Origin of the sequence: Streptomyces sp. V3I8, from assembly GCF_030817535.1 — a bacterium.
Classification (GTDB): Bacteria; Actinomycetota; Actinomycetes; order Streptomycetales; family Streptomycetaceae; genus Streptomyces.
Genome location: NZ_JAUSZL010000002.1, coordinates 2,691,204 through 2,717,290 on the forward strand (window position 1 = coordinate 2,691,204; position 26,087 = coordinate 2,717,290).

Here is a 26,087-nt window from a genome sequence, read left to right on the forward strand (position 1 = left end):
TCGCACCCCGCGGCGCGGCCGCTCGACGACACGGCCCCGCGCTCCGTCGGGGGCGCCCCCGACGGAGCGCCGCTTCGCGCGAAGCGCCCTGTCAGGGGTGCTCAGCCCTTGTCCAGGTACTGCTCCCTCTCCTCGTCCAGCAAAGCCTGCAGGGCCGTACGCAGGCCGGGGAGGCGGTCGAGGTCCGGGTCGGCGGCGACCACCGCGGTCGCCTCCTCGCGGGCCTCGGCGATGATCTCCTCGTCGTCGATGACGGTGAGCATCCGCAGTGAGGTGCGGGCGCCGGACTGGGCCTGGCCCAGGACATCGCCCTCGCGGCGCTGTTCCAGGTCGATGCGGGAGAGCTCGAAGCCGTCGAGCGTGGACGCCACCGAGGTCAGCCGCTGCCGGGCCGGGCTCGCCTCCGGCATCTCGGTGACGAAGAGGCACAGGCCCGCGGCGGAACCACGGCCGACGCGACCGCGCAGCTGGTGGAGCTGGGAGACCCCGAAGCGGTCGGCGTCCATGATCACCATCGCGGTCGCGTTCGGCACGTTCACCCCGACCTCGATGACCGTCGTGGCGACCAGGACGTGCGTCTCCCCGGCGGTGAAGCGGCGCATCACCGCGTCCTTGTCGTCCGGGGGCATCCGGCCGTGCAGCACTTCGACCTCGAGGCCCTGGAGCGGGCCCCTGGCCAGCTGGTCGGCGACCTCCAGGACGGCGAGGGGCGGGCGCTTCTCGGCCTCGTCCTCGGACGACGGCTTCTTCTTCGACTTCTTCGGGTCTTCGTCCTCGTCGCCGATGCGGGGGCAGACCACGTACGCCTGATGGCCGTTCGACACCTCCTCCCGCACGCGCTCCCACGCGCGCGCGAGGAAGTGGGGCTTGTCCGCGGCCGGGACGACATGGCTGGCGATGGGCGAGCGCCCGGCGGGCAGCTGGTCCAGGACCGAGGTGTCGAGGTCGCCGAAGACGGTCATGGCGACCGTGCGCGGGATGGGCGTGGCAGTCATCACCAGCAGGTGCGGCGGCTGTTTGCCCTTGCCGCGCAGGGCGTCGCGCTGCTCGACGCCGAACCGGTGCTGTTCGTCCACCACGACCAGGCCCAGGTCGTGGAACTGCACCTTGTCCTCGATCAGCGCATGCGTGCCGATGACGAGCCCCGCCTCGCCGGTGACGAGGTCGAGCAGCGCCTGCCGGCGGCCGGCCGCGCCCATGGAGCCGGTGAGCAGCACCACCTTCGTGGAGTCCTCGGCCCCGCCGAGCATGCCGCCCTCGGCCAGCTCCCCCATCATCTCGGTGATCGACCGGTGGTGCTGCTGGGCGAGCACTTCGGTGGGCGCGAGCATCGCGGCCTGCCCGCCCGCGTCGACGACGGCGAGCATGGCGCGCAGGGCGACCATCGTCTTTCCCGAACCGACCTCTCCCTGCAGCAGCCGGTGCATCGGATGTTCCGTGGCGAGGTCGTCGAAGATCTCCGCGGAGACCTTCCGCTGCCCCTCGGTGAGGGTGAAGGGAAGCTTGGCGTCGAAGGCGGACAGCAGGCCGTCCTGCTTGGGCTTCCTCGCCACGGCGGGCAGTTGGGAGTCCGCGTGGCGGCGGCGGGCCAGGGCCACTTGGAGGACGAAGGCCTCGTCCCACTTGAGGCGGGCGCGGGCGTCCTCGATGTCCGCCTTGGTGTGCGGGCGGTGGATCTTCAGCAGGGCTTCCGGCAGGGGGACCAGGCCCCGGCCGGCCCGGAGCGCCTCGGGCAGCGGGTCGACCGCCTCCTGGGCGCTGGGCAGCACCGTCTGCACGGCCTTGGCGATCTTCCAGGACTCCAGCTTGGCGGTGGCGGGGTAGAGCGGGATCAGCGCTCCGGCCCAGGTGTCCACCGTCTCGGACGCGTCCTCGCCGCGCAGCAGTTCGTACGCCGGGTGGGCCAGCTGGAGGCGGCGGTTGAACACGGAGACCTTGCCCGCGAACAGCGCGCGCGTGCCGGGCAGGAGCTCCTTGTGGGGCTTGTGCACGCCGTTGCCGAAGAAGACCAGCTTGAGCTGGCCGCTGCCGTCCGTGATGGTCACTTCGAGGCGCTGGCCCTTGCCGCGGGGTGCCTTGGAGGAGGCGAAGGTGTGCAGGCGGGCGTCGGCGACCTGGGCGACCACCGTCGCGTGCTCGTCCAGGGGCAGGTCGGCGAGGTGGGTGAGCTGCCCGCGCTCCTCGTACCTGCGGGGATAGTGGTGCAGCAGGTCGCCGACGGTGTGCAGTCCCAGGTGCTCGGCCATCACCTTCGCGGTGGCGGGTCCGAGCACCTTCTTCAGTGGTTCTTCGAGCGCGGGCACGGGATCCATTGCACACCACCGCACTGACAATGCCGTATACGTCCCGGGAATCCGCTGGTCGGACGGCTCGTCCGGGTTCCAGGACGACGGACTCCGGCGACGACGGACTCCGGCCCTGTTCGCGGTCGCCTCGATCCGGGACCGCCCGACCCCGCGCCGTCGCACGTCCCTCACCGGCGCAGCGACGCTGGACTCCCAGACCTCACAGCCTTCTCAGGCCTCCCCGTCATCTCATTCGTTCCAGGTCGACCTGCGCGGCCTGGTGGACCTCCTCTCCCACCACCTCTGCTCCAGTCCCCGGGTCCATCTGCGCGAACTGCTGCAGAACGCCGTGGACGCGGTCACCGCCCGGCGCGCCGAGCAGCCGGACGCGCCCGCCCGGGTGCGGCTGTACGCCGGGGACGGCACCCTGCGCGGGGAGGACTCCGGGATCGGGCGGGGTCCGGCCTGCCGCGCCTGGACCGCGGGCGAACTGGCCGTCCACGCACGCGTGGAGGCCCTTTCGCCGGCCGGGCGCTTCGACGAGCGCAACGGGACGGCGCGGGTGAGCGGGCGCGTCCGCGGGCGCATGGACCAGCGGCCGCTGGTGGAGCGGCTGCCCCTGGGGATACACGCCGCGCGGACCGTCACCGCCTCCGCCCCCGCCTCCGCTTCTGCCCCCATTTCCGTGCGGTCCGTGTCGGCCCCCGACGCGGGACCGGATCTGCCCGGGCTCCTCGCCGAGGCCCGCCGGCTCGCGCGGTCGCTGCATCCGGACTCGGTCGCGGCGTGGGCCGCGGTCGCCGAGGCGGAGCGGTTGTTGCGGGCCGTGGGAGGGGGCTGAGCGTCGGGTCTCGGGTGCGGGTCCGCTGTGGCTGGGCGCGCAGTTCCCCGCGCCCCTCAAGGGGTGGGGCCGTCGCAGATGAGCCCGGAGTTTCCCGCGGTCATGAAAGCGCGGGTCCGCTGTGGCTGGTCGCGCAGTTCCCCGCGCCCCTCAAGGGGCGGGGTCATCGGGGATCGGCCCGGAGTTCCCCGCGCCCCTCAAGGGGCGGGGCCGTCGGGGATCGGACCGGAGTTTCCCGCAGTCATGAAAGCGCGGGTGCGCCGTGGTCGGGCGCGCAGTTCCCCGCGCCCCTCAAGGGGCGGGGTCGTCGAGGATCGGACCGGAGTTTCCCACGCCCCTGGAGGGGTGGGGTCTCGGGGATGGGTCCGGGGTTTTGCGTGGTCCTGGAGGGGCGGGGGCGTCGGGGGTTATTCGACGCCGATCAGGAGGAGTGATCCCTGGCGGCCGCCTCGGTAGACCACCGTGTCCACCGCCAGGTAGGACTCCCGGACCCGGGTCTCCAGGTGGGGCGCGATCGTGGCGGGGGCCTCGTCGCCGAGGACCAGGGTGACCATCTCGCCGCCCGCCGCGAGCATGCGGTCCAGGACCGCCTCGGCGGTGGCCGTGACGTCCGAGCCGATCACGGCCACGTCGCCCTCGATGAGGCCGAGGATGTCGCCGGCCTGGCAGATGCCCGCCATGGTCCAGGACTGGCGTTCCGCGACCTCCACCTCGGCGTACCGGGTCGCGCCCGCGGCCGAGGTCATCGCGACCACGTCCTCGTCGAAGCGCCGCTCGGGCTCGTGCACGGCGAGCGCGGCGATCCCCTGCACCGCCGAGCGGGTGGGGATCAGCGCCACCCGTACGCCCTCGGTGCGGGCCTGCTCGGCCGCCGCGGCCGCGGTGTGGCGCAGCTCGGCGTCGTTCGGCAGCAGGACGACCTCCAGGGCGTGCGCCCGCCGTACCGCCTCGACGAGCTCCCCGCTGGCCGGCGGCTCCCCGGGGCGGGCCAGGACGGTGGTGGCCCCGGCCTCGGCGTAGAGGTGCGCGAGCCCCTCGCCGGGGACCACGGCCACGACCGCGCGCTGGGCCCGCTCCCGGACCGGCCGGGCGGTCGAGCCCGTCGTGTGCGCGTCGGCGGGCCCGAAGTGCGTGATCCGGATCCGGTGCGGCCGACCGGCCTCGACGCCCGCCTCGACGGCCGCGCCGGCGTCGTCCACGTGCACGTGGACGTTCCACAGGCCGTCCCCGCCGACCACGACGAGCGAGTCCCCGAGCGCGTCGAGCCGGTCGCGCAGCCGGGCCACGGCCGCGTCCTCCGCCTCCAGGAGGTAGATCACCTCGAACGCGGGGCCGTTCTCCGTCTCGACGGGACCGCCGCCGTCCGCGCACTCCAGGGCCGTCGCGCCGGCGTCGGCCGCCACCACGCGCGCATGGGAGGCGAGGACCGGTACCGCCGCCCTGGCCGGGGTCCGCCCCGTGAACGTCTCCACCAGCGCCGCCAGCACGGCCACGAGTCCGCGGCCGCCCGCGTCGACCACCCCGGCCCGTTCCAGGACGGCCAGCTGCCCGGGGGTCGCCGCGAGGGCGGCCCGCGCGCCTTCGTACGCGGCCCGCGCGACCGCCGCGCAGTCCCCCTCCGCGCCCGAGGCCGCGTCGGCGGCGGCCGAGGCGACGGTGAGGACCGTGCCCTCGACCGGGTGCGCGACGGCCTGCCGGGCCGCGTCGGACGCGTGCCGCAGGGCGAGCCGCAGACTCTCGCCGTCGGTCCGCCCGGTGCCGGTGTCCGCGGCGAGCACCTGGGCCATGCCCCGCAGGAGCTGCGCGAGGATCGTCCCGGAGTTCCCGCGCGCCCCGATGAGCGCGCCGTGCGCCATGGCCCGTACCGCGTCCGCGAGCGTGGGCGGCTCGATCACCCGCCCGCCGGGCGGAGTGCCGGATCCGGCGCCGTCGCCGACGACGGACATGGCGGCGTGCGCCGCGAAGACCGCCTCGACGGCCGCCGCCGCCGATTCGACGGTCAGATACAGATTGGTGCCGGTGTCGCCGTCCGCGACGGGATAGACATTGATCGCGTCGATCTCCTCGCGCGCCCGGCCGAGGGTCTCCAGCGCGAGTGCGCACCAGGCGCGTACCGCGGATGCGTCCAATGTCTGCGGCACCTGCGGCACCTGCGCCTCCTTGAGCAGCCCGACGTCCGACGCAGCGTAGACCCAGGTGGGGTCCGTGCCGGAAGAGGGCGGGAGGAGAGCGGGGAAGAGGGCCGGGACGGACTCCGCGCGGGACATGGTAGTTTCGTTGTACGGACGCAGTCGTTGTATGCTGCTCCGGTTGCCCGATCCGATCGGGCCTTCCCCCTGGCAGCGCCACTCAGATCCTACGATCCTGATCTCGGCATGCCGGGATCCACCGTAAGAGCATCTGAAGTCTTTGGAGTGACCCGTGGCTGCCAACTGCGACGTCTGTGGCAAGGGGCCGAGCTTCGGCAACAGCATCTCGCACTCGCACCGCCGTACGTCCCGTCGCTGGAACCCGAACATCCAGCGCGTCCGTACCGTGGTCGGCGGGACGCCGAAGCGCGTCAACGCTTGCACCTCGTGCATCAAGGCCGGCAAGGTCTCACGCTGACGCTCTGCACAGCGCGCAGCCACTGCTGGTCCACCGCTCGAAGCCGGTCCCCCTCACGGAGGACCGGCTTTCTGCTGTTCCTGGGGCGGGCATTCCACCGGCAGACATCTCACGGGCGGACGTTCTCCGGCCGGACGTTCCTCAGGCCGGACGTTCCTCAGGCGGACGTTCCCCGCACGGACCGCCACCCGTGGTGCACCGGTCCGATACCGGCCCCGAGCGCGAACCCGGCGCCGATCGCCCCGGTGACGTACTCCTTCGCCGCCACCGCCGCGTCCGGCACCGACCGTCCCTTCGCCAGCTCCGAGGCGATCGCGCTCGCCAGCGTGCACCCCGTGCCGTGGGTGTGCCGGTTGTCGAGCCGGGGCGCGCGCAGCCACAGCTCCTCGGAGCCGTCGGTGAGGAAGTCCACGGCGTCGCCGCTCAGGTGACCGCCCTTGATCAGCGCCCAGGCCGGCCCGTACGACAGCACGGCCGCCGCCGCCCGCCGCATCCCGTCCTGCGACCCGACCGTCACGCCCGTGAGCTGCGCCACCTCGTCGAGGTTCGGGGTCGCCACCGTGGCCACCGGCAGCAGCTTCGTCCGTACGCAGTCCAGCGCGGACGCGGCGAGCAGGGAGTCACCGTGCTTGGAGACGCCCACCGGGTCGACGACGGCGGGCGCGTCGGTGCCGCCGATCAACTCGGCGACGGCCTCGACGAGTTCGGCCGAGGAGAGCATGCCGGTCTTGACCGCCTGGACCCCGATGTCGTCGACCACACTGCGGTACTGGGCGCGCACGGCCTCCACCGGCAGCTCCCAGACGCCCTGCACGCCGAGGGAGTTCTGCGCGGTGACGGCGGTGAGCACGCTCATGCCGTGCACCCCGAGCGCGAGCATGGTCTTCAGGTCGGCCTGGATCCCGGCCCCGCCCCCGGAGTCGGAGCCCGCGACCGTCAGCACACGGGGCGGCGCGGACGCCCGAGGCGGTGTGCTCATGACTCGATGTCCCCGAAGTGGTCCCAGCCGCCCTTGCTCGTCCAGGGCGCCCCGTCGACCGTCACCTGGGGCAGCGCCGACGGGTTGAGGACCTCGCCGATCACCTTCCAGCGCGCGGGCAGTTTCACGTCCGGCGGGAACGTCGCGACGATCGCGTGGTCCTCGCCGCCGGTGAGCACCCACTGGATCGGGTCGACGCCGACGGCCTGACCGATGTCGTTCATCTGCGTGGGGATGTCGACGTCGCCGGAGCGGACGTCGATGCGTACCTTGCTGGCCTCGGCGATGTGCCCGAGATCGGCGATCAGCCCGTCGCTGACGTCCGTCATGGAGGTCGCGCCGAGCCCGGCGGCCGCGGGGCCCGCGTGGTACGGCGGTTCCGGGCGCCGGTGCGCCTCGACGAAGGCGCGCGGCGAGCGGAAACCGCGGGACAGCACGGCGTGCCCGGCCGCGGACCAGCCCAGCCAGCCCGTCACGGCCACCACGTCGCCGGGCCGGGCGCCGGCCCGGGTGACCGGCTCGTGGTTGCGCAGGTCACCGAGCGCGGTGATCGCCACGGTGATCGTGTCGCCGCGTACGACGTCCCCGCCGACGACGGCCGCGCCGGCGACCTGGCACTCGTCGCGCAGGCCGTCCATCAGCTCGGAGGGCCAGGTGGCGGGCAGTTCGGCCGGTACGACCAGGCCGAGCAGCAGCGCGGTCGGCACGGCGCCCATGGCGGCGATGTCCGCCAGGTTCTGCGCGGCCGCCTTGCGCCCGACGTCGTACGCCGTGGACCAGTCGCGCCGGAAGTGCCGCCCCTCCAGGAGGATGTCGGTGCTCGCCACGACCCTGCGGTCGGGGGCGGCCACCACGGCCGCGTCGTCACCCGGCCCGACGCGCACCGCCGGGGTGGTGGTGAGCCGGGAGGTGAGCTCCCTGATGAGCCCGAACTCCCCCAACTCGCCCACGGTTCCCTTCACCGAGTCTCACCTGTTCCCTTCGTGCCCATGAGGCGAGTTTCCTTCTGTCCGTGCGTGCGGCCGACCGGTTCGTGCACGCGCGCGTGCGGCCGGACGGTTCGTGCGTGTGCCCGGTCGCGGGCCGTCCCGCACCCCGGTACGGTCGAGACTGCCGTCAACCCGTGCGGGCCGTGCACCCCGACGCGCAAGCCACCGCCCCCGCGGGTCTCCCCGTGACGCGCGGCGACGCGATACCGTGGCGTTCCTTTTCCCCACATGATCCTCGTGGCCGCCCTGGAGGTTCCGTGGTACAGGCGTACATCCTGATCCAGACGGAGGTCGGCAAGGCGTCGACCGTCGCCGACACGATCAGCAAGATTTCGGGGGTGATCCAGGCCGAGGACGTGACAGGACCGTACGACGTGATCGTGCGGGCCCAGGCCGACACGGTGGACGCGCTCGGCCGCATGGTGGTCGCGAAGGTCCAGCAAGTGGACGGCATCACGCGTACCCTGACCTGCCCGGTCGTGCACCTGTAGCCCCCGTCTACGCTGGGCCGGTGGACCTCTTCCGTCACCGGCGTGCTTCTTCGGTCGGGCTGCCAGCCCTCGTTCTGCTGATCGCTGCCACAGGCTGCTCCCCGGCAGACGACAACACCCCGACCTCGGTTCCCCGTCCGGGCGCGAAGGCCACGAAACTGTGCCGGAACCTGGACAAGTCGCTGCCACGCGAGGTGGACGGCCTCGACCGGGAGGATCCCGAGCCCCGGTCGGCGCTGACCGCGGGCTGGGGAAGCCCGGCGATCATACTGCGCTGCGGGGTGTCGCGGCCCGCGAAGATGGTCGATCCCAAGGTGGCCGACGGGAGTGATCCCGACGCGATCGGGGGCGGCGTGAACGGGGTCGGGTGGCTGATGGAGGAGCGGGACGACGGATCGACCCGCTTCACCTCCGCACAGCGGCTCGTGTACGTCGAGGTGACGGTGGAGCCGGGGCGGGACACCTCTTCCGTCCTGGTCGATCTGGCCGGCGCCATCAAGAAGGCGGTCCCCGAGGGGATCGCGGACTGAGGCCCCGGGACCGGCCGTCCGCCGGGGGCGGGCGCGGGTACGTCGTGGTTCCCCGCGCCCCCGCGGGGCCACTGCCTACCGCAGGCCCGTGCGCCTGCGCAGCGCCGCCCGGATCAGGGTGTTCACCAGTTCCGGGTACGGGACTCCCGTCGCCTCCCACATCTTGGGGTACATGGAGATGGGGGTGAAGCCGGGCATCGTGTTGATCTCGTTGATCACGAACCCGCCGTCCTCCGTGAGGAAGAAGTCCGCGCGGACCAGGCCCTCGCAGGACGCGGCCTCGAAGGCCTCGACGGCCAGGCGCCGGACCTCGGCGGTCTGCTCGGGGGTCAGCGGCGCGGGCACGACGCCGGGGGTCGAGTCGATGTACTTCGCCTCGAAGTCGTAGTACGCGTGCGACTGCACCGGCGGGATCTCGGCCGGCACGGACGCCCGGGGCCCGTCCTCGAACTCCAGGACGCCGCACTCGATCTCGCGCCCGCGCAGCAGCGCCTCCACGAGGAACTTCGGGTCGTGGCGCCGGGCCTCGGCGATCGCCTCGTCGAGGCCGGACAGGTCGTCGACCTTGGTGATGCCGATCGACGAGCCCGCGCGCGCGGGCTTCACGAAGAGCGGCCAGCCGTGCTCCCCCGCCAAATCGATGATCTTCTTGCGGGCGGCCGGCTCGTCCTGCTCCCACTCACGGGGACGGATCACCACGTACGGGCCGACCGACAGTCCGAAGGAGGTGAACACCCGCTTCATGTACTCCTTGTCCTGGCCGACGGCCGAGGCGAGCACACCCGAACCGACGTACGGGACACCGGAGAGTTCCAGCAGACCCTGCAGGGTGCCGTCCTCACCGTACGGACCGTGCAGCACCGGGAAGACGACGTCGACCTCGCCGAGCGCCTTCGGGACCGAGCCGGGCTCGCTGTAGACCACCTCGCGGCTGGCGGGGTCGACGGGCAGGATCACGCCGCCCTCGCCCGACTCGGCGAGCTGCTCGACGTCCGGCGTACGACGCTCGGTGATCGTCATGCGCTCGGGGTCGTCGGCGGTGAGCACCCAGCGGCCCTCCCGGGGTGATCCCGATCGGCAGGACGTCGTACGCGGTCCGGTCGATGGCCCGCAGGACGGCTCCGGCGGTGACCATGGAGATCCCGTGTTCGGAGCTGCGCCCGCCGAAGACGACGGCCACGCGCGGCTTGCGAGGCGGCTGCTCAGGGTTCTGGGGAAGGTTCTCGGTGCTCATATCGGGTTGAGAGTACCCGGTGGCAGGACACGGAGTCAGCGGCCGGTGGCGGGGTCGTTCAGCGCCGTTCGGGCTTGGCGCTGCGCGACATCAGTTCCTTGAGGGCGACGACCGGTGCCTTGCCCTCGTGGACGATGCCGACGACGGTCTCCGTGATGGGCATGTCGACTCCGTGCCGGCGCGCCAAGTCCAGTACGGACTCACAGGACTTGACGCCCTCGGCGGTCTGCCGGGTGACCGCGACGGTCTCCTGGAGGGTCATGCCCCTGCCGAGGTTCGTGCCGAAGGTGTGGTTGCGCGACAGCGGCGAGGAGCAGGTCGCCACCAGGTCGCCCAGGCCCGCGAGTCCGGAGAACGTCAGCGGGTCGGCGCCCATCGCCAGGCCCAGCCGGGTGGTCTCCGCCAGTCCCCGGGTGATGAGGGACCCCTTGGCGTTGTCGCCGAGTCCCATGCCGTCCGCGATGCCGACGGCGAGGCCGATGACGTTCTTGACCGCGCCGCCCAGCTCGCAGCCGACCACGTCGGTGTTGGTGTACGGGCGGAAGTACGGCGTGTGGCAGGCGGCCTGGAGCCTCTTGGCCACTCCTTCGTCACTGCAGGCGACCACGGCGGCGGCCGGCATCCGGGCGGCGATCTCGCGGGCCAGGTTGGGCCCGGTGACCACGGCGATCCGGTCGGCGCCGACCTTCGCGACGTCCCCGATCACCTCGCTCATCCGCATCGCGGAGCCGAGCTCGACGCCCTTCATGAGGGAGACGAGCACGGTGCCGGGCGCGAGCAGCGGCGTCCAGTCCGCCAGGTTCTCGCGCAGGGTCTGCGAGGGCACGGTGAGCACGGTGAAGTCGGCGTCGCGGGCCGCTTCGGCGGCATCGGTGGTGGCCCGCAGGTTCCCGGGCAGCTCGATGCCGGGCAGGTAGTCGGGGTTCGTCCGGGTGGAGTTGACCGCTTCGGCGACTTCGGGCCGCCGTCCCCACAGCGTCACGTCGCACCCGGCGTCGGCGAGCACCATGCCGAAGGCCGTGCCCCACGATCCGGCCCCGAAGACGGCCGCCCTGACGGGTGTGCCGGATGTCGTCACTTGCCGTGCCCCTTTTCGTGCTCTGCCTCGGTGATGTCCCGCAGGGTCTTTCCCCCCGCGGCCTCATCATGCCCGTCCCGCCCGTCCCGGTGCGCCCGCTCTTCCTGTTCCCGCGTGCGGCGGCGCTGCTCGACGCGCACCTGGCGCGGGTCGTAGCGCGTGGCGGGGGCCTTCTCGCCGCGGATCAGCTCCAGCTGCGCGGTGATCGCGGCCATGATGGCCTCGGTCGCTTCCTTCAGGAGGTCCGGGGTCATCTCCTTGTCGTAGAAGCGCGAGAGGTCCACGGGCGGGCCCGCGAGCACGTGGTGCGTCTTGCGCGGCCACAGGTCGGGCTTCTTGGCGTACGGGGCCAGCAGGTGGTTGGCGCCCCACTGGGCCACCGGGACGACCGGGCACCTGGTCCGCAGGGCGACCCGTGCGGCCCCGGTCTTGCCGGTCATCGGCCACAGGTCGGGGTCGCGGGTGAGGGTGGCCTCCGGATAGAAGGCGACGCACTCGCCGCGCTCCACGGCCTCGATCGCGGCACGGTAGGCGCTCAGCGCGTCGGTGCTCTCGCGGTACACCGGGATCTGCCCGGTCCCCCGCATGGCCGCCCCCACGAAACCGCTCTTGAAAAGAGCGCTCTTGGCCAGGAACCGCGGAACGCGGCCGGTGTTGTACTGGAAGTGCCCGTACGCGAACGGATCCGCGTGTGAATTGTGGTTCACCGCGGTGATAAAACCGCCCTCGGCAGGAATGTTCTCCATTCCGCGCCAGTCCCGCTTGATCAGAACCATCAGCGGCGGTTTGCAGAGGGCCGCCGCGAAGCGGTACCAGAAGCTGATTCTGCGGCGGGACACGCGCGCACCTTCCTCTTGAGCCTGGGGGCCGCACAAGTGTCGCCCCGGGCCGCCTGTCTGTCGAGAACACCGTACGCCCCGGCTTCGGGCCCGGCCCGGTCTCCGGGTGACAATGGGCGCGACGGAGGAGGGACGGAGCACCCGTGCAGTGGATCTTGGTCGTACCGCTCAAAACCTTGGCGCTCGCGAAGAGCAGGCTCTCGGACACGGCCGCCGACGGGCTGCGCCCGGGGCTCGCCCTCGCCTTCGCACAGGACACGGTGGCCGCCGCACTGGCCTGCGCGGAAGTCGCCGATGTGGCAGTAGTCACTGGCGATGCGCTGGCCGGACGGGAGCTGGCCGCCCTGGGTGCCCGGATCGTCCCGGACGAGCCGGGCGGTGGTCTGAACGCCGCCCTGCGGCACGGGGCGGGGGCCGTACGTATGCAAAACCCCCGAACTCCGCTGGCGGCACTGAACGCCGACCTGCCCGCACTGCGTCCGCCGGAATTGGCCCGTGTGCTCACCGCGGCCGCGGAATTCCCACGTGCTTTCCTGCCGGACGCCGCGGGATTCGGCACCACTCTCCTGGCCGTGTCGCCGGGGCGTGAATTGCTGCCCGCTTTCGGAACGGATTCCCGCGCGCGTCACCGCGCCTCGGGCGCCGCGGAACTCCTGCCGACAGCGGTGGATTCCGTACGCCAGGACGTGGACACCGGTGCGGACCTGCGCGCGGCATTGGCGCTGGGTGTGGGCCCGTACACGACTTCGGCCGTGGAACGCCTGCGAGCGGCGTGAGCTTTGCGGCCGGCGGGTGAAGTGCGGGTCGCCGCCGGCCGGCCGCGCGGATCTTCGCGCCCCCGAAGCGTTTTCCCCCGGCCGACCCCATACCCTTCCCCCATGCAGGCGACCGCGTACACATACGACCACGACACCCGCACCGGCCAAGTGCTGCTGGACGACGGGACTCCCGTGCCCTTCGACGCCGAGGCGTTCGACAGGGGCGGCCTGCGACTGCTCCGTCCGGGCCAGCGCGTACGGATCGAGACCGAGGGCGAGCGGGACGACCGCCGCATCACCCTGGTGACGCTGCAGACCTTCTGACGGCAGGTGTTCCGGCGGCGGGTCTTCCGGCGGCGGGTCTTCGGAGAACGCCGCGGGCCGGGCTCCCCCGGGGGAGCCCGGCCCGGCGCGTTTTCCCGACGCCCCTGATCTACCTGCGGGCGGTGGCCTTCTTGGCGGTGGTGGTGCTGCGGGCCGCGGACTTCTTGGCCGGGGCCTTCTTGGCGGCCGCCTTCTTCGCGGGGGCCTTCTTCGCCGCCGCCTTCTTGGCGGTGGTCTTCTTCGCCGCCGAGGACGAGGTCTTCTTCGCCGTCGCGGAGGTCTTCTTCGCGGGGGCCTTCTTCGCCGTGGCGGTGGTCTTCTTGGCGGCCGTGGCGGTGGTCTTCTTCGCCGCGGTCGCCTTCCTGGTCGTCGCCGCGGACGTGGTCTTCTTCGCGGCCCCCGTCGCCTTCTTGGCGGTGGTGGCCTTCTTGGCCGCGGCCTTCTTGACCGTGGCGGAGGCGCCGCCGGTCAGGCTGCCCTTGGGGGCCTTCTTGACCGCGACGTCGTTCTTCGGGAGCTTCTTCGACCCGCTGACCAGGTCCTTGAAGCCCTGGCCGGCACGGAAGCGCGGCACCGAGGTCTTCTTAACCCGCACGCGCTCTCCGGTCTGCGGGTTGCGGGCGTAACGGGCCGGACGGTCCACCTTCTCGAAGGAACCGAAGCCGGTGACCGAGACCCGGTCCCCGCCGACGACCGCCCGGACCACGGCGTCCAGTACGGCGTCGACCGCGTCGGCGGCCTGCTGACGCCCGCCGACCTTGTCGGCAATCGCTTCTACGAGCTGCGCCTTGTTCACGTCTTCCCCTTCGGAGACATTGCCAGAACGAAACTGTTCAAGCTTTTTCGCACGTTAGGCAGATATATACCGCAAATCAAACACGAAACGGCCTAATCACCCTTGTGCCGCAACGAACTGGGCCTGTCGCCAAGTTCCTCAGCGTTCCTCTTCGGGGATTCGGCCCTCGTCGAGGTCCGTCGTGAACCGCTCCAGACGCCTGGTCGCATCGGCGAGATCGTGTTTGGCCACGGCCGTAATGACCAGCAGCTTCCGGGTCAGCGCCATCCGTACGCCCTCCGGGACTTGCAGTGCGCGCACCCTGGTGTGCGCTTCCTTGAGTTGGGACGCGACCGCCGCATAGAGCTCGAGTTGGCCGTCGTGTTCCATGCACAGATTGTGCCATCTGGGGCGAGTTGTCGCCTGCGCAGGGGGTAACTACCGCCTCCCGAGGGCCTCCCGCGCACCTCACCACAAGGCTCTGCCGCATCTCGGCTACCCCATCAAGGCGCACCGAAACAAGGGTAGTTGAAGCCAATCACAAAGGCCGGAACGGCCCTTCCGGCCCTGGACACGGCTGTACCCCCAACCGTCCACGATTGGGGGTACAGAGGTGTGTCGCCCTGGCTGGAACCGGCGGTGCGGGCCGGGGTCCGGTCAGACCTGAACGGTCCGCGGCTTGTGGGAGGGCCGTCCGGACTCGTACGCGGAGATGTCCGCCTCGTGCTGGAGGGTGAGGGAGATGTCGTCCAGCCCGTTCAGCAGCCGCCAGCGGGCGTTCTCGTCGAGCTCGAAGGGGGCCGTGATGCCCTCGGCGCGCACCTCGCGGGCCTCCAGGTCGACCGTGACGCCGGCCTGCGGGTCCTGCTCGGTGAGCTCCCACAGCCTGTCCACGACCGTCTGCTCCAGAACCACCGTGAGCAGGCCGTTCTTCAGAGAGTTGCCGCGGAAGATGTCGGCGAAGCGGGACGAGATCACGGCCTTGAAGCCGTAGTTCTGCAGTGCCCACACGGCGTGCTCGCGCGAGGAGCCGGTGCCGAAGTCGGGGCCGGCGACCAGGACCGTGGCGCCCGTGCGCTCGGGCTGGTTGAGGATGAAGGACGGGTCCTTGCGCCAGGCCTCGAAGAGCCCGTCCTCGAAGCCGTCCCTGGTCACCTTCTTGAGCCAGTGGGCGGGGATGATCTGGTCGGTGTCGACGTTGCTGCGGCGCAGCGGGACGGCCCGGCCGGTGTGCGTGGTGAATGCTTCCATGGTTCTCAGACTCCAGCGGGCGTACGGACGTCGGCGTCGGACAGGTCGGCGGGCGACGCCAGATGGCCCAGTACCGCCGTCGCGGCGGCGACCTGCGGAGACACCAGGTGCGTACGGCCGCCCTTGCCCTGCCTGCCCTCGAAGTTGCGGTTGGAGGTGGACGCGGAGCGCTCACCGGGCGCCAGCTGGTCGGGGTTCATGCCCAGACACATCGAGCAGCCCGCGTGCCGCCATTCGGCCCCGGCCTCCTTGAAGACCAGGTCCAGGCCCTCGGAGACGGCCTGCAGACCGACCCGCGCGGAGCCGGGCACCACCAGCATCCGTACGCCGTCGGCGACTTTGCGGCCCTCGACGATCGACGCGGCGGCGCGCAGGTCCTCGATACGGCCATTGGTGCACGAACCCACGAAGACGGTGTCGACCCTGATGTCCCGCAGCGGCTGTCCGGCGGTCAACCCCATGTACTCCAGGGCCTTTTCGGCGGCGAAGCGCTCCGAGGCGTCCTCGTACGAAGCCGGGTCGGGGACGGCCGCCGAAAGCGGGGCGCCCTGGCCGGGATTGGTGCCCCAGGTGACGAACGGCGCGAGGGAGGTCGCGTCGATGACGACCTCCGCGTCGAATTCCGCGTCCTCGTCCGACTTCAGGGTCTTCCAGTACGCGACGGCGGCGTCCCAGTCCTCGCCCACGGGGGCGTGGTCGCGGCCCTGGATGTACGCGAAGGTGGTCTCGTCGGGGGCGATCATGCCCGCGCGGGCGCCGGCCTCGATCGACATGTTGCAGATGGTCATCCGGGCCTCCATCGAGAGTTTCTCGATGGCGGAGCCCCGGTACTCCAGGATGTAGCCCTGACCGCCGCCCGTGCCGATCCTGGTGATGATCGCCAGGATCAGGTCCTTGGCCGTGACGTCCTCGGGCAGTTCGCCCTCGACCGTGATGGCCATGGTCCTGGGGCGGGCCAGCGGCAGCGTCTGGGTGGCCAGCACGTGCTCGACCTGGGAGGTGCCGATACCGAACGCCAGCGCGCCGAACGCGCCGTGCGTGGAGGTGTGGGAGTCACCGCACACGACCGTGGTGCCGGGCTGGGTCAGGCCCAGCTGCGGGCCGACGACGTGGACGACACCCTGCTCGACGTCGCCCAGCGAGTGCAGGCGCACGCCGAAGTCGGCGCAGTTCTTGCGCAGCGTCTCCAGCTGGGCGCGGGAGACCGGGTCCGCGATGGGCTTGTCGATGTCGAGGGTCGGGGTGTTGTGGTCCTCGGTCGCGATGGTGAGGTCGAGCCGGCGCACGGGGCGCCCCGCCTGACGGAGGCCGTCGAAGGCCTGGGGGCTGGTCACCTCGTGCAGCAGGTGCAGATCGATGAAGAGGAGGTCGGGCTCGCCCTCCGCGCGCCGGACGACGTGGTCGTCCCAGACCTTCTCCGCGAGTGTCCTACCCATCGCTTTCCCTCCGGCCGGCCCGTGTCGGCGCCGGCCCAACTAGAGATTTCCGGTGCGGCCGCGCCCGTGCCCCCCGGGTACCGGACGTCTTCCGCCGAGCCCGTCGGTCCGCGGGCCGTGTAGGTATCAGGGTGGCGCGTTCCACGGAAAATTGAACTTGCGTTTCACAGAGTGAGACGCGAGTATCGTTTCATGGACAACAGTAGCGGCGTCGGCGTTCTGGACAAGGCAGCCCTTGTCCTGAGCGCACTGGAGTCCGGTCCGGCCACCCTCGCGGGCCTGGTCGCGGCGACCGGACTGGCACGGCCCACGGCACATCGCCTCGCCGTGGCACTCGAACACCACCGGCTGGTGGCGCGTGACATGCAGGGACGTTTCATTCTCGGCCCGAGGCTCGCCGAGCTGGCGGCGGCCGCGGGTGAGGACCGTCTCCTCGCGACCGCGGGCCCGGTGCTGACCCATGTACGCGACCTGACGGGCGAGAGCGCGCAGCTCTACCGCCGCCAGGGCGACATGCGCATCTGCGTCGCCGCGGCGGAGCGCCTCTCGGGGCTCAGGGACACGGTCCCGGTCGGCTCGACCCTCACGATGAAGGCGGGCTCCTCGGCCCAGATCCTGATGGCCTGGGAGGAGCCGGAGCGTCTGCACCGCGGCCTCCAGGGCGCCCGCTTCACGGCGACGGCCCTGTCGGGGGTACGGCGGCGGGGGTGGGCGCAGTCGATCGGCGAGCGCGAGCCGGGCGTCGCGTCCGTCTCCGCGCCGGTGCGCGGTCCCTCGAACCGCGTGGTCGCCGCCGTCTCGGTGTCGGGCCCGATCGAGCGTCTGACGCGCCATCCGGGGCGGATGCACGCCCAGGCGGTCATCGACGCGGCCGGCCGGCTGTCCGAGGCGCTGCGCCGCACCGGCTGACCGCGCGTCCACCGATCACCACCGATCACCACGGGCCGCCGAGGACCGTCACCGACTCCCCCGACCGACCCCGTCCGGACCCCCCGGCCGATCGCTTCAACGCCGCAGCGAACGGCCGGAGTTGTCCTGTACGGCGCCGGAGCACGAAAGAAGCCCTTCCCGCGTGGGAAGGGCTTCTTCTGTCTGTACCCCCGACCGGATTCGAACCGGCGCTACTGCCGTGAGAGGGCAGCGTGCTAGGCCGCTACACAACGGGGGCGAGGATCACAAGTGATCCAGCTGGGCTACCAGGACTCGAACCTAGAACAACGGAACCAGAAACCGTCGTGTTGCCAATTACACCATAGCCCATCGGTGGTTCGGACCACCTGTACCCCCGACCGGATTCGAACCGGCGCTACTGCCGTGAGAGGGCAGCGTGCTAGGCCGCTACACAACGGGGGCCCTAGCGATCCTGCATGAGAGACAGCGGGTGCGACCCGGACTGCTTCCCTGGGAAGGATCTGTACCCCCGACCGGATTCGAACCGGCGCTACCGCCTTGAGAGGGCGGCGTGCTAGGCCGCTACACAACGGGGGCCTTGCAGAACTGGTGTCTGCGATGCAGATAAGCTCTGCGAGCTGGCCTACCAGGACTCGAACCTAGACTAACGGAACCAGAAACCGTCGTGCTGCCAATTACACCATAGGCCACTGAAACTCAACCCCCGAGGGAGTTTTGTTTTAGCTTGCGTCCCCGGTCTGTGGCCTTTCGGCCCGCACTCCGGCGGCGCAGGAAGAACATTACCCGAAGGTGGACGGCGCTCCAAAACGGGTATCGGGCCGGAGGATCGCGGGGAGTTCGGCCAGCGAGACGATCCGGCGCGGCCGGTCCACCCGCTGGTCCGCCCGCCGGTCCGGTGCGGCGTCCGGGTCCGGGGCCGCCGCGGTGCCCGCGCCCGTGCGGTCGATCCAGACCGAGAGGAGTCCGGCCTCGGCGGCGCCCCGCCCGTCGATCTCCGGGTGGTCCCCGACGTACGCGACCTGGTGCGGTGGCAGCTCCAGGGCGTCGCAGGCCGCGTGGAAGGCCTCCGCGGCCGGCTTGGAGACGCCCAGCTCGGCCGCGCACAGCACCGTTTCGAAGCGTTCCCGTACGCCGAGGACGCGCAGTTTGTGGTCCTGGACGCGCAGGCTGGAGTTGGAGAGCACGGCGTGGCGGTGGCTGCCCGCCAGGAGGTCGAGGACGGGCAGCACGTCCGGGAAGAGCGCCCAGGCCGTCTCGTAGTGGCTCAGGTACCGGACGAACCAGGCCTCCGCGTCGGTGTCGGTCAGGGGCTGCCCCAGGAAGGCCCGCACCCGGTCCCGCCGGCCGGCCGCCCAGTCGACCTCCCCGGCCGCGAACCTGGCCCACTGCTGGTCCGTGAGCTCGCGCCACCGGTCGAGGGCCTGTCCCACGGAGGCGTACCCGTCGAGCAGGCCCTCGGCCGCCAGGTGCCCGCTCATACCGGCACGGTCGGCGGTGGTGTAGTCGAAGATCGTGTCGTCCACGTCCCACACGACGGCTCGGATCGTCATGGCCCGACGGTACCTCCGGCACGGGTACGGGTACGGGTGCGGACCGTGGTGCCGGGTACGGGTACGCGGCGGGGGCGGCGCCCGGTCCGGACGCCGCCCCCGCCGTGCCCCGTGCGTATCGCCTACGCGGTCAGCCGCGCCAGGGCCGCGTCGATGCGCGCCAGCGCCTTCTCCCTGCCCAGGATCTCCAGGGACTCGAAGAGCGGCAGGCCGACCGTGCGGCCGGTGACGGCGACGCGGACCGGGGCCTGCGCCTTGCCCAGCTTGAGACCGTGCGCCTCGCCGGCGGCCAGCACGGCCTCCTTGAGGGACTCGGCGGAGGTCCAGTCGGCGGACTCCAGCTTCTCGCGGGCCGTCGCGAGCAGGGCGTCGGAGCCCTCCTTCATCGCCTTCGCCCAGGACGCCTCGTCGACGGCCGGCTCCGGCAGGAACAGGAAGTCGACGTTGTCGGTGATCTCGGAGAGCACCTTCAGACGGGTCTGGGCGTGCGGGGCGATCGCGTCCCACTTGGCCGCATCGAAGTCCTCCGGCGCCCAGGGGGCGAAGGGGGCCTTCAGCCAGGGGGCGCAGCGCTCGGCGAACTCCTTCACGTCGAGCAGCCGGATGTGGTCGGCGTTGATGGCCTCGGCCTTCTTGAGGTCGAAGCGGGCCGGGTTGGGGTTGACGTCCGAGACGTCGAAGGCGGCGACCATCTCCTCGACGGTGAAGATGTCGCGGTCCGCCGAGAGCGACCAGCCGAGGAGCGACAGGTAGTTCAGCAGGCCCTCCGGGAGGAAGCCGCGCTCCCGGTAGAGGTTCAGCGAGGACTCGGGGTCGCGCTTGGAGAGCTTCTTGTTGCCCTCGCCCATCACGTACGGGAGGTGGCCGAAGGCCGGGGTCTCCTTGGCGATGCCCAGCTCGGTCAGCGCCTTGTAGAGGGCGATCTGGCGGGGTGTGGAGGAGAGCAGGTCCTCGCCGCGCAGGACGTGGGTGATCTCCATCAGGGCGTCGTCGACCGGGTTGACCAGCGTGTAGAGCGGGGCGCCGTTGGCGCGGACGATGCCGTAGTCCGGCACGTTCTCCGGGAGGTAGGTGATCTCGCCGCGGACCAGGTCCGTGAAGGTGACCGGCTCGTCGGGCATGCGGAACCGGACGATGGGCGCGCGGCCCTCCGCCTCGTACGCGCTCCGCTGCTCGGCGGTCAGCTCGCGGCAGTGGCCGTCGTAGCCGGACGGCCGGCCGGCCGCGCGGGCGGCGTCGCGGCGGGCGTCGAGCTCCGGCGCCGAGCAGTAGCAGTGGTACGCGCGGCCGGCGTCCAGGAGCTTCCGGGCGACGTCCTTGTAGAGGTCCATGCGCTGCGACTGGCGGTACGGCGCGTGGGGGCCGCCGATCTCGGGGCCCTCGTCCCAGTCGAAGCCCAGCCAGCGCAGCGAGTCCAGGAGCTGCTCGTACGACTCCTCGGAGTCGCGGGCCGCGTCGGTGTCCTCGATGCGGAAGACGAACGTGCCGCCGGTGTGGCGGGCGTACGCCCAGTTGAACAGGGCCGTGCGGACCAGGCCCACGTGGGGGTTGCCGGTCGGGGACGGACAGAAACGTACGCGTGGGGGCACCCCCTGTCCGAGCGGAGCCGAGGATTTGGGGGAGGAGCCGTTAGCCACGCTTGATCACCTTGTTGGTGAGAGTGCCGATGCCTTCGATGGTGACGGCGACCTCGTCGCCGGCACTGAGCGGGCCCACCCCTGCCGGGGTGCCCGTGAGGATGACGTCGCCGGGGAGCAGCGTCATGGCCTCGGTGATGTTGACGATCAGGTCCTCGATGGAGTGGATCATCTCGCTGGTGCGGCCCAGCTGGCGCTGCTGTCCGTTGACCGTGCACTGGATGGTGAGGTCGGACGGGTCGAGGTCCGTCTCCACCCAGGGGCCCAGCGGGCAGGAGGTGTCGAAGCCCTTGGCCCGGGCCCACTGCTTCTCGCGCCGCTGGACGTCGCGCGCGGTGACGTCGTTGGCGCAGGTGTAGCCGAGGATGACGTCCTTGACGCGCTCGCGCGGGACCTCGCGGCACATGCGGCCGATGACCACGGCCAGCTCGGCCTCGTGGTGCAGCTCCTCGGAGAAGGAGGGGTACGCGATGTCGTCGCCGGAGCCGATCACGGAGGTGGACGGCTTGAAGAAGGCGAACGGCGCGTCGGGCACCTCGTTGCCCAGCTCCCTGGCGTGCTCCGCGTAGTTGCGGCCGAAGGCCACGACCTTGTTGGGGAGCACGGGCGGCAGGAGGCGGACCTTGCTCAGCGGGACCTTGGTCCCGGAGAGCTCGAAGTCCGCGAACGGGATGCCCTTGATGATGTCGAGCACGAGGCCGTCGGTCGATCCAGGAGGGCTCTCGCCCTCGACCGCACCGAACGCGACGTTGCCGTCGATGGAGAACCTGGCGATGCGCACGGTGTCCTTGCGCCCCTCACTGAGCTGGCCGGAGTCTGATGCTCCAGGCTAACGCGGCGAGGGGCGGCCGCCTCGCGCACTTCGAGGCCGCGGGGAGGGGACGGAGGAGTCCGTGGGAGGGTTAGTCGGTGATCGTCGCGGTGACGGGGACGTCCATCAGGATCGTGCGCCGGGGGTTGGCCGTCTGGGCGGGGAGCTCGACGACGTGCTCCCGCTGCTCCGGAGCGCCCAGTTCCTCGGCGTCCTCGAGGTGCGCCAGCGTGGTGCGTCGCGGGTTGGCTATGTCGCGGAACATCATCGTCGTCTTCATCTGGGGTTACAGGCCCTGTTCGATCGTGGCGCCGGCGGTCGCGGGAACCGCCCCGCAGGCGCGGGTTGTCGGATTTGCCATCCCTGTAAAGCGTCAGGCTAAACATGGGATTCCCCGTCGAAGCTGTGAAGACGACGTGATCGTCATGTGAGTTTCCTCACTTACTGCCAGGCAAACCGGTCAATTCAGGCCCTTGATGTCGGGGGTCAAAACGGGCATTACCTTACGGAAGGCATCATTCCGCTCCTGATCATGGCGACTGGGACACCGCTTGCCCATGAAGGTCTCGTCCCCATGTGTCCGTTATTGATGAGGTGACTTCCCACGCCTCGTGACGCTCCCCTCACAAGCTGTCACGGAGGTCACAGCATGGCCCATGGCCCTTGTTGGAGATCCGGCACTGTGCTGAAATTCCTCGGACCGCCGCAGGAACGACCCGGCGCGCAGGGGCGCAACTCAGCGCCGAGTGGCGGCGGGACAAGGGGGAACCTGCGCCGGTCACTCACGACCACCATGGGAGCGCGTTCAGGGCGTTCCCAAGACGCCGACACCGTCCCGCCGTTCACGCGGAGGGGCGCCTGGTCCAGAGGTTGCGACGCTAGTGCAGGGACGTTTCAAGAGGGATGGCAGCGCTTCGGCGGAGCCGGAGCCGCAAGGCGGGACTGGCCCCCGGGCAGTCGGCTCCTCGCCCCAGCACGCCCAGAACCCGGGACCGGCGCAGGCCGGCAACAGTGCCGACCGTTCAGCACGCCCCGGCGCGCCCAAGGGCGCCCAGGGCAAGAACGGTCCCGACGCGGCGAACGGTGCTCCCGGCACCCCGCCCGTCGCTCCCCCGAAGGCGAAGGGCCCCACCGGCCCCGGCCCGCGCATAGCCCTGCGGAACTGGCGCATCTCCACGCGCCTGGTCTCGCTGCTCGCGCTGCCCGTGGTCGCGGCCACCTCGCTGGGCGCCCTGCGCATCAGCGACACCATGGACGAGATCCAGCAGCTCGAGAACATGAAGCTGCTGACCGACATGACCAAGCAGGCGACCGAGCTCGCCTCCGCGCTCCAGGAGGAGCGCGACAAGTCCGCCGGTCCGCTCGCCAACGGCGGCAAGGCCAGCGACGTCGCCATCAAGGGCCTGCGCGACAAGACGGACCGTGAGCGTGCCGCCTTCCTGGAAGGCACCCACGAGCTCGACGACCAGGGCGACAACGAGAACCTCGACGGCGTCCGGGACAACGTGGTGGCCATCGCCACCCAGCTGACCGGTCTCAGCGACGTCCGCAACAGCGCCTTCCAGGAGAAGGAGAACTCCTCCCAGTCGGTCGAGGCGTACCACCGGCTCATCGAGCAGCTGCTCGGTCTCTCCCAGGACATGGCCGAGGCGACCAGCAACCCGGAAATGATCCAGCGCACGCGCGCCCTGGCGGCCTTCTCCTCCGCCAAGGAGTACGCGTCGATGCAGCGCGCGATCATCGCGGCGGCCCTGCCCCCCACGGACAAGACGTTCGGTGAGCTCTCCCCGAACGACCGGCAGTACGGCCTCTCCGCCTTCGAGAACCAGGGCTTCGAGCTCAGCAGCTTCGCGAGCATCTACGAGGGCAAGGTGGGCGAGCTCACCAAGCCCCTCGACGACCCGAGCCCGACCATCAAGGACGCGGACGGCTACCTCCAGCGTGTGCTCCAGCGCAACAACGGCCTGGAGGCGCGGGCCAAGCGCTCGTACCTGGACTGGGTGGACGCCGACTCCGCCAGGTACCAGGAGATGTCGAAGATCGAGCTCACGCTCCTCAACCAGATGGAGCAGAAGGCCCGTGAGCTGCGCAACGAGGCCGAGCAGGAGGCCATCCTCTCCGGTGCGCTGATCCTGCTGGTGCTCGGTGTCTCGCTCGTCGGCGCCTTCGTGGTGGCCCGCTCGATGATCCGCTCGCTGCGCCGGCTGCAGGACACCGCGACGAAGGTCGCCCAGGACCGCCTGCCCGAGCTGGTCAAGCAGCTCTCCGAGTCCGACCCGCAGGACGTCGACACGTCCGTCGAGTCGGTCGGTGTGCACTCCCGGGACGAGATCGGCCAGGTCGCCGCGGCCTTCGACGACGTGCACCGCGAGGCGGTCCGACTGGCCGCCGAGCAGGCCTTGCTGCGAGGCAACGTCAACGCGATGTTCACCAACCTCTCGCGCCGCTCCCAGGGCCTCATCCAGCGTCAGCTCTCGCTCATCTCCGAACTGGAGTCCCGCGAGGCCGACCCGGACCAGCTGTCCTCGCTGTTCAAGCTCGACCACCTCGCGACCCGCATGCGCCGTAACGGTGAGAACCTCCTGGTCCTCGCCGGTGAGGAGCCCGGCCGCCGCTGGACCCGTCCGGTCCCGCTGGTCGACGTGCTGCGCGCCGCCGCCTCCGAGGTGGAGCAGTACGAGCGCATCGAACTCTCCTCCGTGCCGACCACCGAGGTCGCCGGACGCGTGGTCAACGACCTCGTGCACCTGCTCGCCGAGCTGCTGGAGAACGCCACCTCGTTCTCCTCCCCGCAGACCAAGGTCAAGGTCACCGGTCACGCGCTGCCCGACGGCCGCGTCCTGATCGAGATCCACGACACCGGCATCGGCCTCTCGCCCGAGGACCTCGCGGCGATCAACGAGCGGCTCGCCTCGCCGCCCACCGTGGACGTCTCGGTCTCCCGCCGCATGGGTCTGTTCGTGGTCGGCCGGCTGTCCCAGCGCCACGGCATCCGCATCCAGCTGCGCCCGTCCGACTCCGGTGGTACGACCGCGCTGGTCATGCTGCCGGTCGACGTCGCCCAGGGCGGCAAGAAGGTTCCGGGCAACAAGCAGGGCCAGGGTGCCCCCGGGGTCACCGGACCGGCGGCGGCGCAGGCCGCGGCCGGTGTCGCGGCGGCCCGCCGCGGCGGTGCCGGCAGCGGCCCCGCCCTCGGCGCGGGCGGTCCGGCCGGCGGCAACGGCAACGGACTGAACCCGCCGCCGCAGCGCGGCCAGGTCGGAGCCGGCAGCGCCCCGCGCGCCGCGCTCCCCAGGCCCGACGCGGGCAACGGCTTCCCGGGCAACCAGGGCGCGCCCGGTGGCGGCCGCAACCCGCAGGCCCCCCAGCAGCCGCAGCAGCCCCCGCAGAACAGGCCGGCCCCGGCCGGCGCGGGTGCTCCGCAGAGCTTCAACGGCTTCGGCAACGACTCCGGCCGCCAGGACCTGTTCGGCGGCCAGCGCCAGGACAGCACGGGCGCCAACCGCCGTCCCGGGTCCCCGCCGCAGTCCCAGCAGCGGCCCGCCGGCAACGGCGAGCAGGGCCGCCGTCCCCAGCAGCAGTCTTCGCAGCTGCCGCCCCGCGGCGGTCCGCGCGCCGAGCTGCCGGGCGGCAACCCGCAGCCGCGCGTGCCGAGCTGGAGCGACGACAACGCCCAGCCGCCGGTGCCGCGGTCCGCGCCGGACGCGATGCGCGGCCACGAGGAGCCGGACGTCACCTCGCAGATGCCGAGGATCGACGACCGGCAGCACGGGCCCGCCTCCACCGCCGAGTTCCAGCGCCCCGACTACGACGCCCCGTTCCCCGGCACGGGTGTGCAGCAGGGCGGCGGGCAGCAGGGTGACGGGCAGCAGGGCGGTCAGTTCGTCCGCCCGGACGTGTTCGGCACGCCGAACTCCGCCGGCGCGGGGCAGAGCCCGCAGCACGGCGGGCAGTACAACCGCCAGGACCCCGCCCCGTACGACCGCCAGGACCCGGCGCAGTACGCCCCCAACGGCTACGACAACGGTTCCCACGGCCAGTACCAGGCGCAGGACCAGGGTCAGAGCCAGGGCCAGGGCAGGCAGGACACCGGTCAGTTCCCGGCGCAGGGCTACGGCGAGCGGCAGAACGGCGGTGGGACCGGGCAGTTCGAGCGGCCCACGGGCGGCAGCCGTCCGCAGCAGCGCCCGCAGCGCCGCCGCCCCGCGCTCCCGCAGGAGCCGGCGGCCGGCGGTGCCCCGCAGCGGCCCGACGAGGTCCGCGGGCCGAACGACGGCTGGGAGCTGCCGCCGGCGACGAATCCCGGTGACGGGCGCACGCCGCTGTACGACACCCTGGAAACCAACTGGTTCAACCAGGCGCAGGGCGGCGACGGCGCCCAGAACGAGCAGGTCCCGCAGGCGGCGCCCGCACAGGCTCCCGCGGCACCCCAGCCCCAGCGTCCGGCACCCGCCGCCGCTGCCGCCTCCTCATGGCGGTCCACCCCCAATGACGAACTCGGCCGTCAGGCCGAGAAGGTGCGCCAGCCCTCCGCGGGTGGCGTGACCGTCTCGGGTCTGCCGCGCCGGGTTCCCCGCGCGAACCTCGTCGCCGGGACGGCTCAGCAGCAACAGCACCAAACCGGTCCGCAGGTCTCGCGTGCGCCCGATGACGTACGCGGCCGGCTGACCAATCTTCGCAGGGGCATTCAGCAGGGTCGCCAGGCCGGTACCGGCCAGACCGGCAGCTTCCCCAGCCCCACTCACCAGCAGGAGCGTTAG

21 protein-coding genes, 5 tRNA genes and 3 pseudogenes are annotated in these 26,087 nt (G+C 71.6%); 9 read left to right on the forward strand and 20 right to left on the reverse strand.

All coding sequences use genetic code 11. The features are described 5' to 3' along the window. Positions 1–101: 101 nt before the first annotated feature. Positions 102–2,312 (reverse strand): ATP-dependent DNA helicase RecG, encoded by a 2,211-nt coding sequence (recG, locus tag QFZ75_RS11700; RefSeq protein ID WP_307536243.1) that lies wholly within the window; start codon positions 2,310–2,312, stop codon positions 102–104. 178 nt (positions 2,313–2,490) lie between these two features. Here recG and QFZ75_RS41125 point away from each other — a divergent pair. Both QFZ75_RS41125 and QFZ75_RS41130 read left to right on the forward strand, forming a co-directional pair. After that, positions 2,491–2,739 (forward strand): annotated as a pseudogene (locus QFZ75_RS41125) (HSP90 family protein); the annotation flags it as partial. A 3-nt stretch (positions 2,740–2,742) separates the two neighbouring features. Continuing rightward, positions 2,743–3,093: pseudogene (locus QFZ75_RS41130) on the forward strand (tetratricopeptide repeat protein); the annotation flags it as partial. Between the two features lie 440 nt (positions 3,094–3,533). Here the strand turns inward: QFZ75_RS41130 and QFZ75_RS11710 are convergent. Beyond that, entirely contained in the window at positions 3,534–5,276 is a 1,743-nt protein-coding gene (locus QFZ75_RS11710) for a DAK2 domain-containing protein (RefSeq protein ID WP_307544390.1), read from the reverse strand. Positions 5,277–5,547: 271 nt separating this feature from the next. Between QFZ75_RS11710 and rpmB the strand changes: the two genes are divergently transcribed. Continuing rightward, entirely contained in the window at positions 5,548–5,733 is a 186-nt protein-coding gene (gene rpmB / locus QFZ75_RS11715; RefSeq protein WP_149515409.1) for a 50S ribosomal protein L28, read from the forward strand. A 157-nt stretch (positions 5,734–5,890) separates the two neighbouring features. On the opposite strand, the gene thiD is transcribed toward rpmB, so the two are convergent. Both thiD and QFZ75_RS11725 read right to left on the reverse strand, forming a co-directional pair. Then, the gene (thiD, locus tag QFZ75_RS11720) at positions 5,891–6,712 is read right to left on the reverse strand and encodes a bifunctional hydroxymethylpyrimidine kinase/phosphomethylpyrimidine kinase (protein ID WP_307536246.1); all 822 of its coding nucleotides are present in this window, start codon (positions 6,710–6,712) and stop codon (positions 5,891–5,893) included. Continuing rightward, positions 6,709–7,674: a thiamine-phosphate kinase gene (locus tag QFZ75_RS11725; protein WP_307536247.1), complete on the reverse strand. Its 966-nt coding sequence runs from the start codon at positions 7,672–7,674 to the stop codon at positions 6,709–6,711. Before QFZ75_RS11725 ends, thiD begins: the two co-directional genes overlap by 4 nt. A gap of 284 nt (positions 7,675–7,958) precedes the next feature. On the opposite strand from QFZ75_RS11725, the gene QFZ75_RS11730 reads away from it, so the two are divergent. Further along, positions 7,959–8,192, forward strand: coding sequence for an Lrp/AsnC ligand binding domain-containing protein (locus QFZ75_RS11730; RefSeq protein ID WP_307536249.1), 234 nt, complete (start codon positions 7,959–7,961; stop codon positions 8,190–8,192). A gap of 20 nt (positions 8,193–8,212) precedes the next feature. Beyond that, complete coding sequence (locus tag QFZ75_RS11735) at positions 8,213–8,722, forward strand: DUF3515 domain-containing protein (RefSeq protein ID WP_307536251.1); 510 nt, start codon at positions 8,213–8,215, stop codon at positions 8,720–8,722. A gap of 75 nt (positions 8,723–8,797) precedes the next feature. Here the strand turns inward: QFZ75_RS11735 and QFZ75_RS11740 are convergent. The 3 genes and pseudogenes from QFZ75_RS11740 to QFZ75_RS11750 form a co-directional block, all read right to left on the reverse strand. Next, positions 8,798–9,956, reverse strand: a pseudogene (locus QFZ75_RS11740) (D-alanine--D-alanine ligase family protein). A 58-nt stretch (positions 9,957–10,014) separates the two neighbouring features. Continuing rightward, positions 10,015–11,034: an NAD(P)H-dependent glycerol-3-phosphate dehydrogenase gene (locus tag QFZ75_RS11745; protein WP_307536253.1), complete on the reverse strand. Its 1,020-nt coding sequence runs from the start codon at positions 11,032–11,034 to the stop codon at positions 10,015–10,017. Beyond that, positions 11,031–11,873, reverse strand: coding sequence for a 1-acyl-sn-glycerol-3-phosphate acyltransferase (locus QFZ75_RS11750; RefSeq protein WP_307536254.1), 843 nt, complete (start codon positions 11,871–11,873; stop codon positions 11,031–11,033). The genes QFZ75_RS11745 and QFZ75_RS11750 overlap by 4 nt, the downstream gene beginning before the upstream one ends. Positions 11,874–12,016: 143 nt before the next feature. Between QFZ75_RS11750 and cofC the strand changes: the two genes are divergently transcribed. Together cofC and QFZ75_RS11760 are read left to right on the forward strand one after the other, a co-directional pair. Further along, on the forward strand, positions 12,017–12,649 hold the full coding sequence (gene cofC, locus QFZ75_RS11755; protein ID WP_307536256.1) for a 2-phospho-L-lactate guanylyltransferase: 633 nt from the start codon (positions 12,017–12,019) through the stop codon (positions 12,647–12,649). A 102-nt stretch (positions 12,650–12,751) separates the two neighbouring features. Next, positions 12,752–12,955, forward strand: a complete 204-nt coding sequence (locus QFZ75_RS11760) for a hypothetical protein (protein ID WP_307536258.1) — start codon at positions 12,752–12,754, stop codon at positions 12,953–12,955. 109 nt (positions 12,956–13,064) lie between these two features. Here QFZ75_RS11760 and QFZ75_RS11765 read toward each other — a convergent pair whose 3' ends face one another. The 4 genes from QFZ75_RS11765 to leuC form a co-directional block, all read right to left on the reverse strand. Next, entirely contained in the window at positions 13,065–13,751 is a 687-nt protein-coding gene (locus QFZ75_RS11765; protein ID WP_307536260.1) for an HU family DNA-binding protein, read from the reverse strand. Positions 13,752–13,889: 138 nt separating this feature from the next. Further along, entirely contained in the window at positions 13,890–14,120 is a 231-nt protein-coding gene (locus QFZ75_RS11770; RefSeq protein WP_055614012.1) for a hypothetical protein, read from the reverse strand. A gap of 267 nt (positions 14,121–14,387) precedes the next feature. After that, positions 14,388–14,981: a 3-isopropylmalate dehydratase small subunit gene (gene leuD / locus QFZ75_RS11775; RefSeq protein WP_307536262.1), complete on the reverse strand. Its 594-nt coding sequence runs from the start codon at positions 14,979–14,981 to the stop codon at positions 14,388–14,390. Between the two features lie 5 nt (positions 14,982–14,986). After that, positions 14,987–16,417: a 3-isopropylmalate dehydratase large subunit gene (gene leuC / locus QFZ75_RS11780; RefSeq protein WP_307536263.1), complete on the reverse strand. Its 1,431-nt coding sequence runs from the start codon at positions 16,415–16,417 to the stop codon at positions 14,987–14,989. A 192-nt stretch (positions 16,418–16,609) separates the two neighbouring features. On the opposite strand from leuC, the gene ndgR reads away from it, so the two are divergent. Next, on the forward strand, positions 16,610–17,326 hold the full coding sequence (ndgR, locus tag QFZ75_RS11785; protein WP_307536265.1) for an IclR family transcriptional regulator NdgR: 717 nt from the start codon (positions 16,610–16,612) through the stop codon (positions 17,324–17,326). Between the two features lie 186 nt (positions 17,327–17,512). Here the strand turns inward: ndgR and QFZ75_RS11790 are convergent. From QFZ75_RS11790 to QFZ75_RS11830, 9 genes are all read right to left on the reverse strand, one after another. Beyond that, a tRNA-Glu gene (locus QFZ75_RS11790) sits at positions 17,513–17,585 on the reverse strand. A gap of 20 nt (positions 17,586–17,605) precedes the next feature. Continuing rightward, positions 17,606–17,677: transfer RNA gene (locus tag QFZ75_RS11795), tRNA-Gln, on the reverse strand. Positions 17,678–17,697: 20 nt separating this feature from the next. Beyond that, positions 17,698–17,770, reverse strand: a tRNA-Glu gene (locus QFZ75_RS11800). Between the two features lie 62 nt (positions 17,771–17,832). Further along, positions 17,833–17,905: transfer RNA gene (locus QFZ75_RS11805), tRNA-Glu, on the reverse strand. 41 nt (positions 17,906–17,946) lie between these two features. Continuing rightward, positions 17,947–18,018: transfer RNA gene (locus QFZ75_RS11810), tRNA-Gln, on the reverse strand. A 90-nt stretch (positions 18,019–18,108) separates the two neighbouring features. Continuing rightward, positions 18,109–18,879 carry an HAD family hydrolase gene (locus QFZ75_RS11815; RefSeq protein ID WP_307536267.1) on the reverse strand — a complete coding sequence of 257 codons (771 nt, stop codon included), beginning with the start codon at positions 18,877–18,879 and terminating at the stop codon, positions 18,109–18,111. Positions 18,880–19,001: 122 nt separating this feature from the next. Next, positions 19,002–20,516: a glutamate--tRNA ligase gene (gene gltX, locus QFZ75_RS11820; RefSeq protein ID WP_307536268.1), complete on the reverse strand. Its 1,515-nt coding sequence runs from the start codon at positions 20,514–20,516 to the stop codon at positions 19,002–19,004. Further along, positions 20,509–21,297, reverse strand: a complete 789-nt coding sequence (locus QFZ75_RS11825; protein ID WP_307536270.1) for a fumarylacetoacetate hydrolase family protein — start codon at positions 21,295–21,297, stop codon at positions 20,509–20,511. Before QFZ75_RS11825 ends, gltX begins: the two co-directional genes overlap by 8 nt. A 121-nt stretch (positions 21,298–21,418) precedes the next feature. Continuing rightward, entirely contained in the window at positions 21,419–21,607 is a 189-nt protein-coding gene (locus QFZ75_RS11830; protein WP_307536271.1) for a hypothetical protein, read from the reverse strand. Between the two features lie 601 nt (positions 21,608–22,208). Here QFZ75_RS11830 and QFZ75_RS11835 point away from each other — a divergent pair. Next, the gene (locus QFZ75_RS11835) at positions 22,209–26,087 is read left to right on the forward strand and encodes a nitrate- and nitrite sensing domain-containing protein (protein ID WP_307536272.1); all 3,879 of its coding nucleotides are present in this window, start codon (positions 22,209–22,211) and stop codon (positions 26,085–26,087) included.

Excerpts from the sequence above, each read along its gene's own strand:
- recG (WP_307536243.1), bottom strand. The coding sequence starts at position 2,312 with ATGGATCCCGTGCCCGCGCTCGAAGAACCACTGAAGAAGGTGCTCGGA.
- thiD (WP_307536246.1), bottom strand. The coding sequence starts at position 6,712 with ATGAGCACACCGCCTCGGGCGTCCGCGCCGCCCCGTGTGCTGACGGTC.
- QFZ75_RS11760 (WP_307536258.1), top strand. The coding sequence starts at position 12,752 with ATGCAGGCGACCGCGTACACATACGACCACGACACCCGCACCGGCCAA.
- QFZ75_RS11770 (WP_055614012.1), bottom strand. The coding sequence starts at position 14,120 with ATGGAACACGACGGCCAACTCGAGCTCTATGCGGCGGTCGCGTCCCAA.
- leuD (WP_307536262.1), bottom strand. The coding sequence starts at position 14,981 with ATGGAAGCATTCACCACGCACACCGGCCGGGCCGTCCCGCTGCGCCGC.
- leuC (WP_307536263.1), bottom strand. The coding sequence starts at position 16,417 with ATGGGTAGGACACTCGCGGAGAAGGTCTGGGACGACCACGTCGTCCGG.
- ndgR (WP_307536265.1), top strand. The coding sequence starts at position 16,610 with ATGGACAACAGTAGCGGCGTCGGCGTTCTGGACAAGGCAGCCCTTGTC.
- QFZ75_RS11815 (WP_307536267.1), bottom strand. The coding sequence starts at position 18,879 with ATGACGATCCGAGCCGTCGTGTGGGACGTGGACGACACGATCTTCGAC.
- QFZ75_RS11830 (WP_307536271.1), bottom strand. The coding sequence starts at position 21,607 with ATGAAGACGACGATGATGTTCCGCGACATAGCCAACCCGCGACGCACC.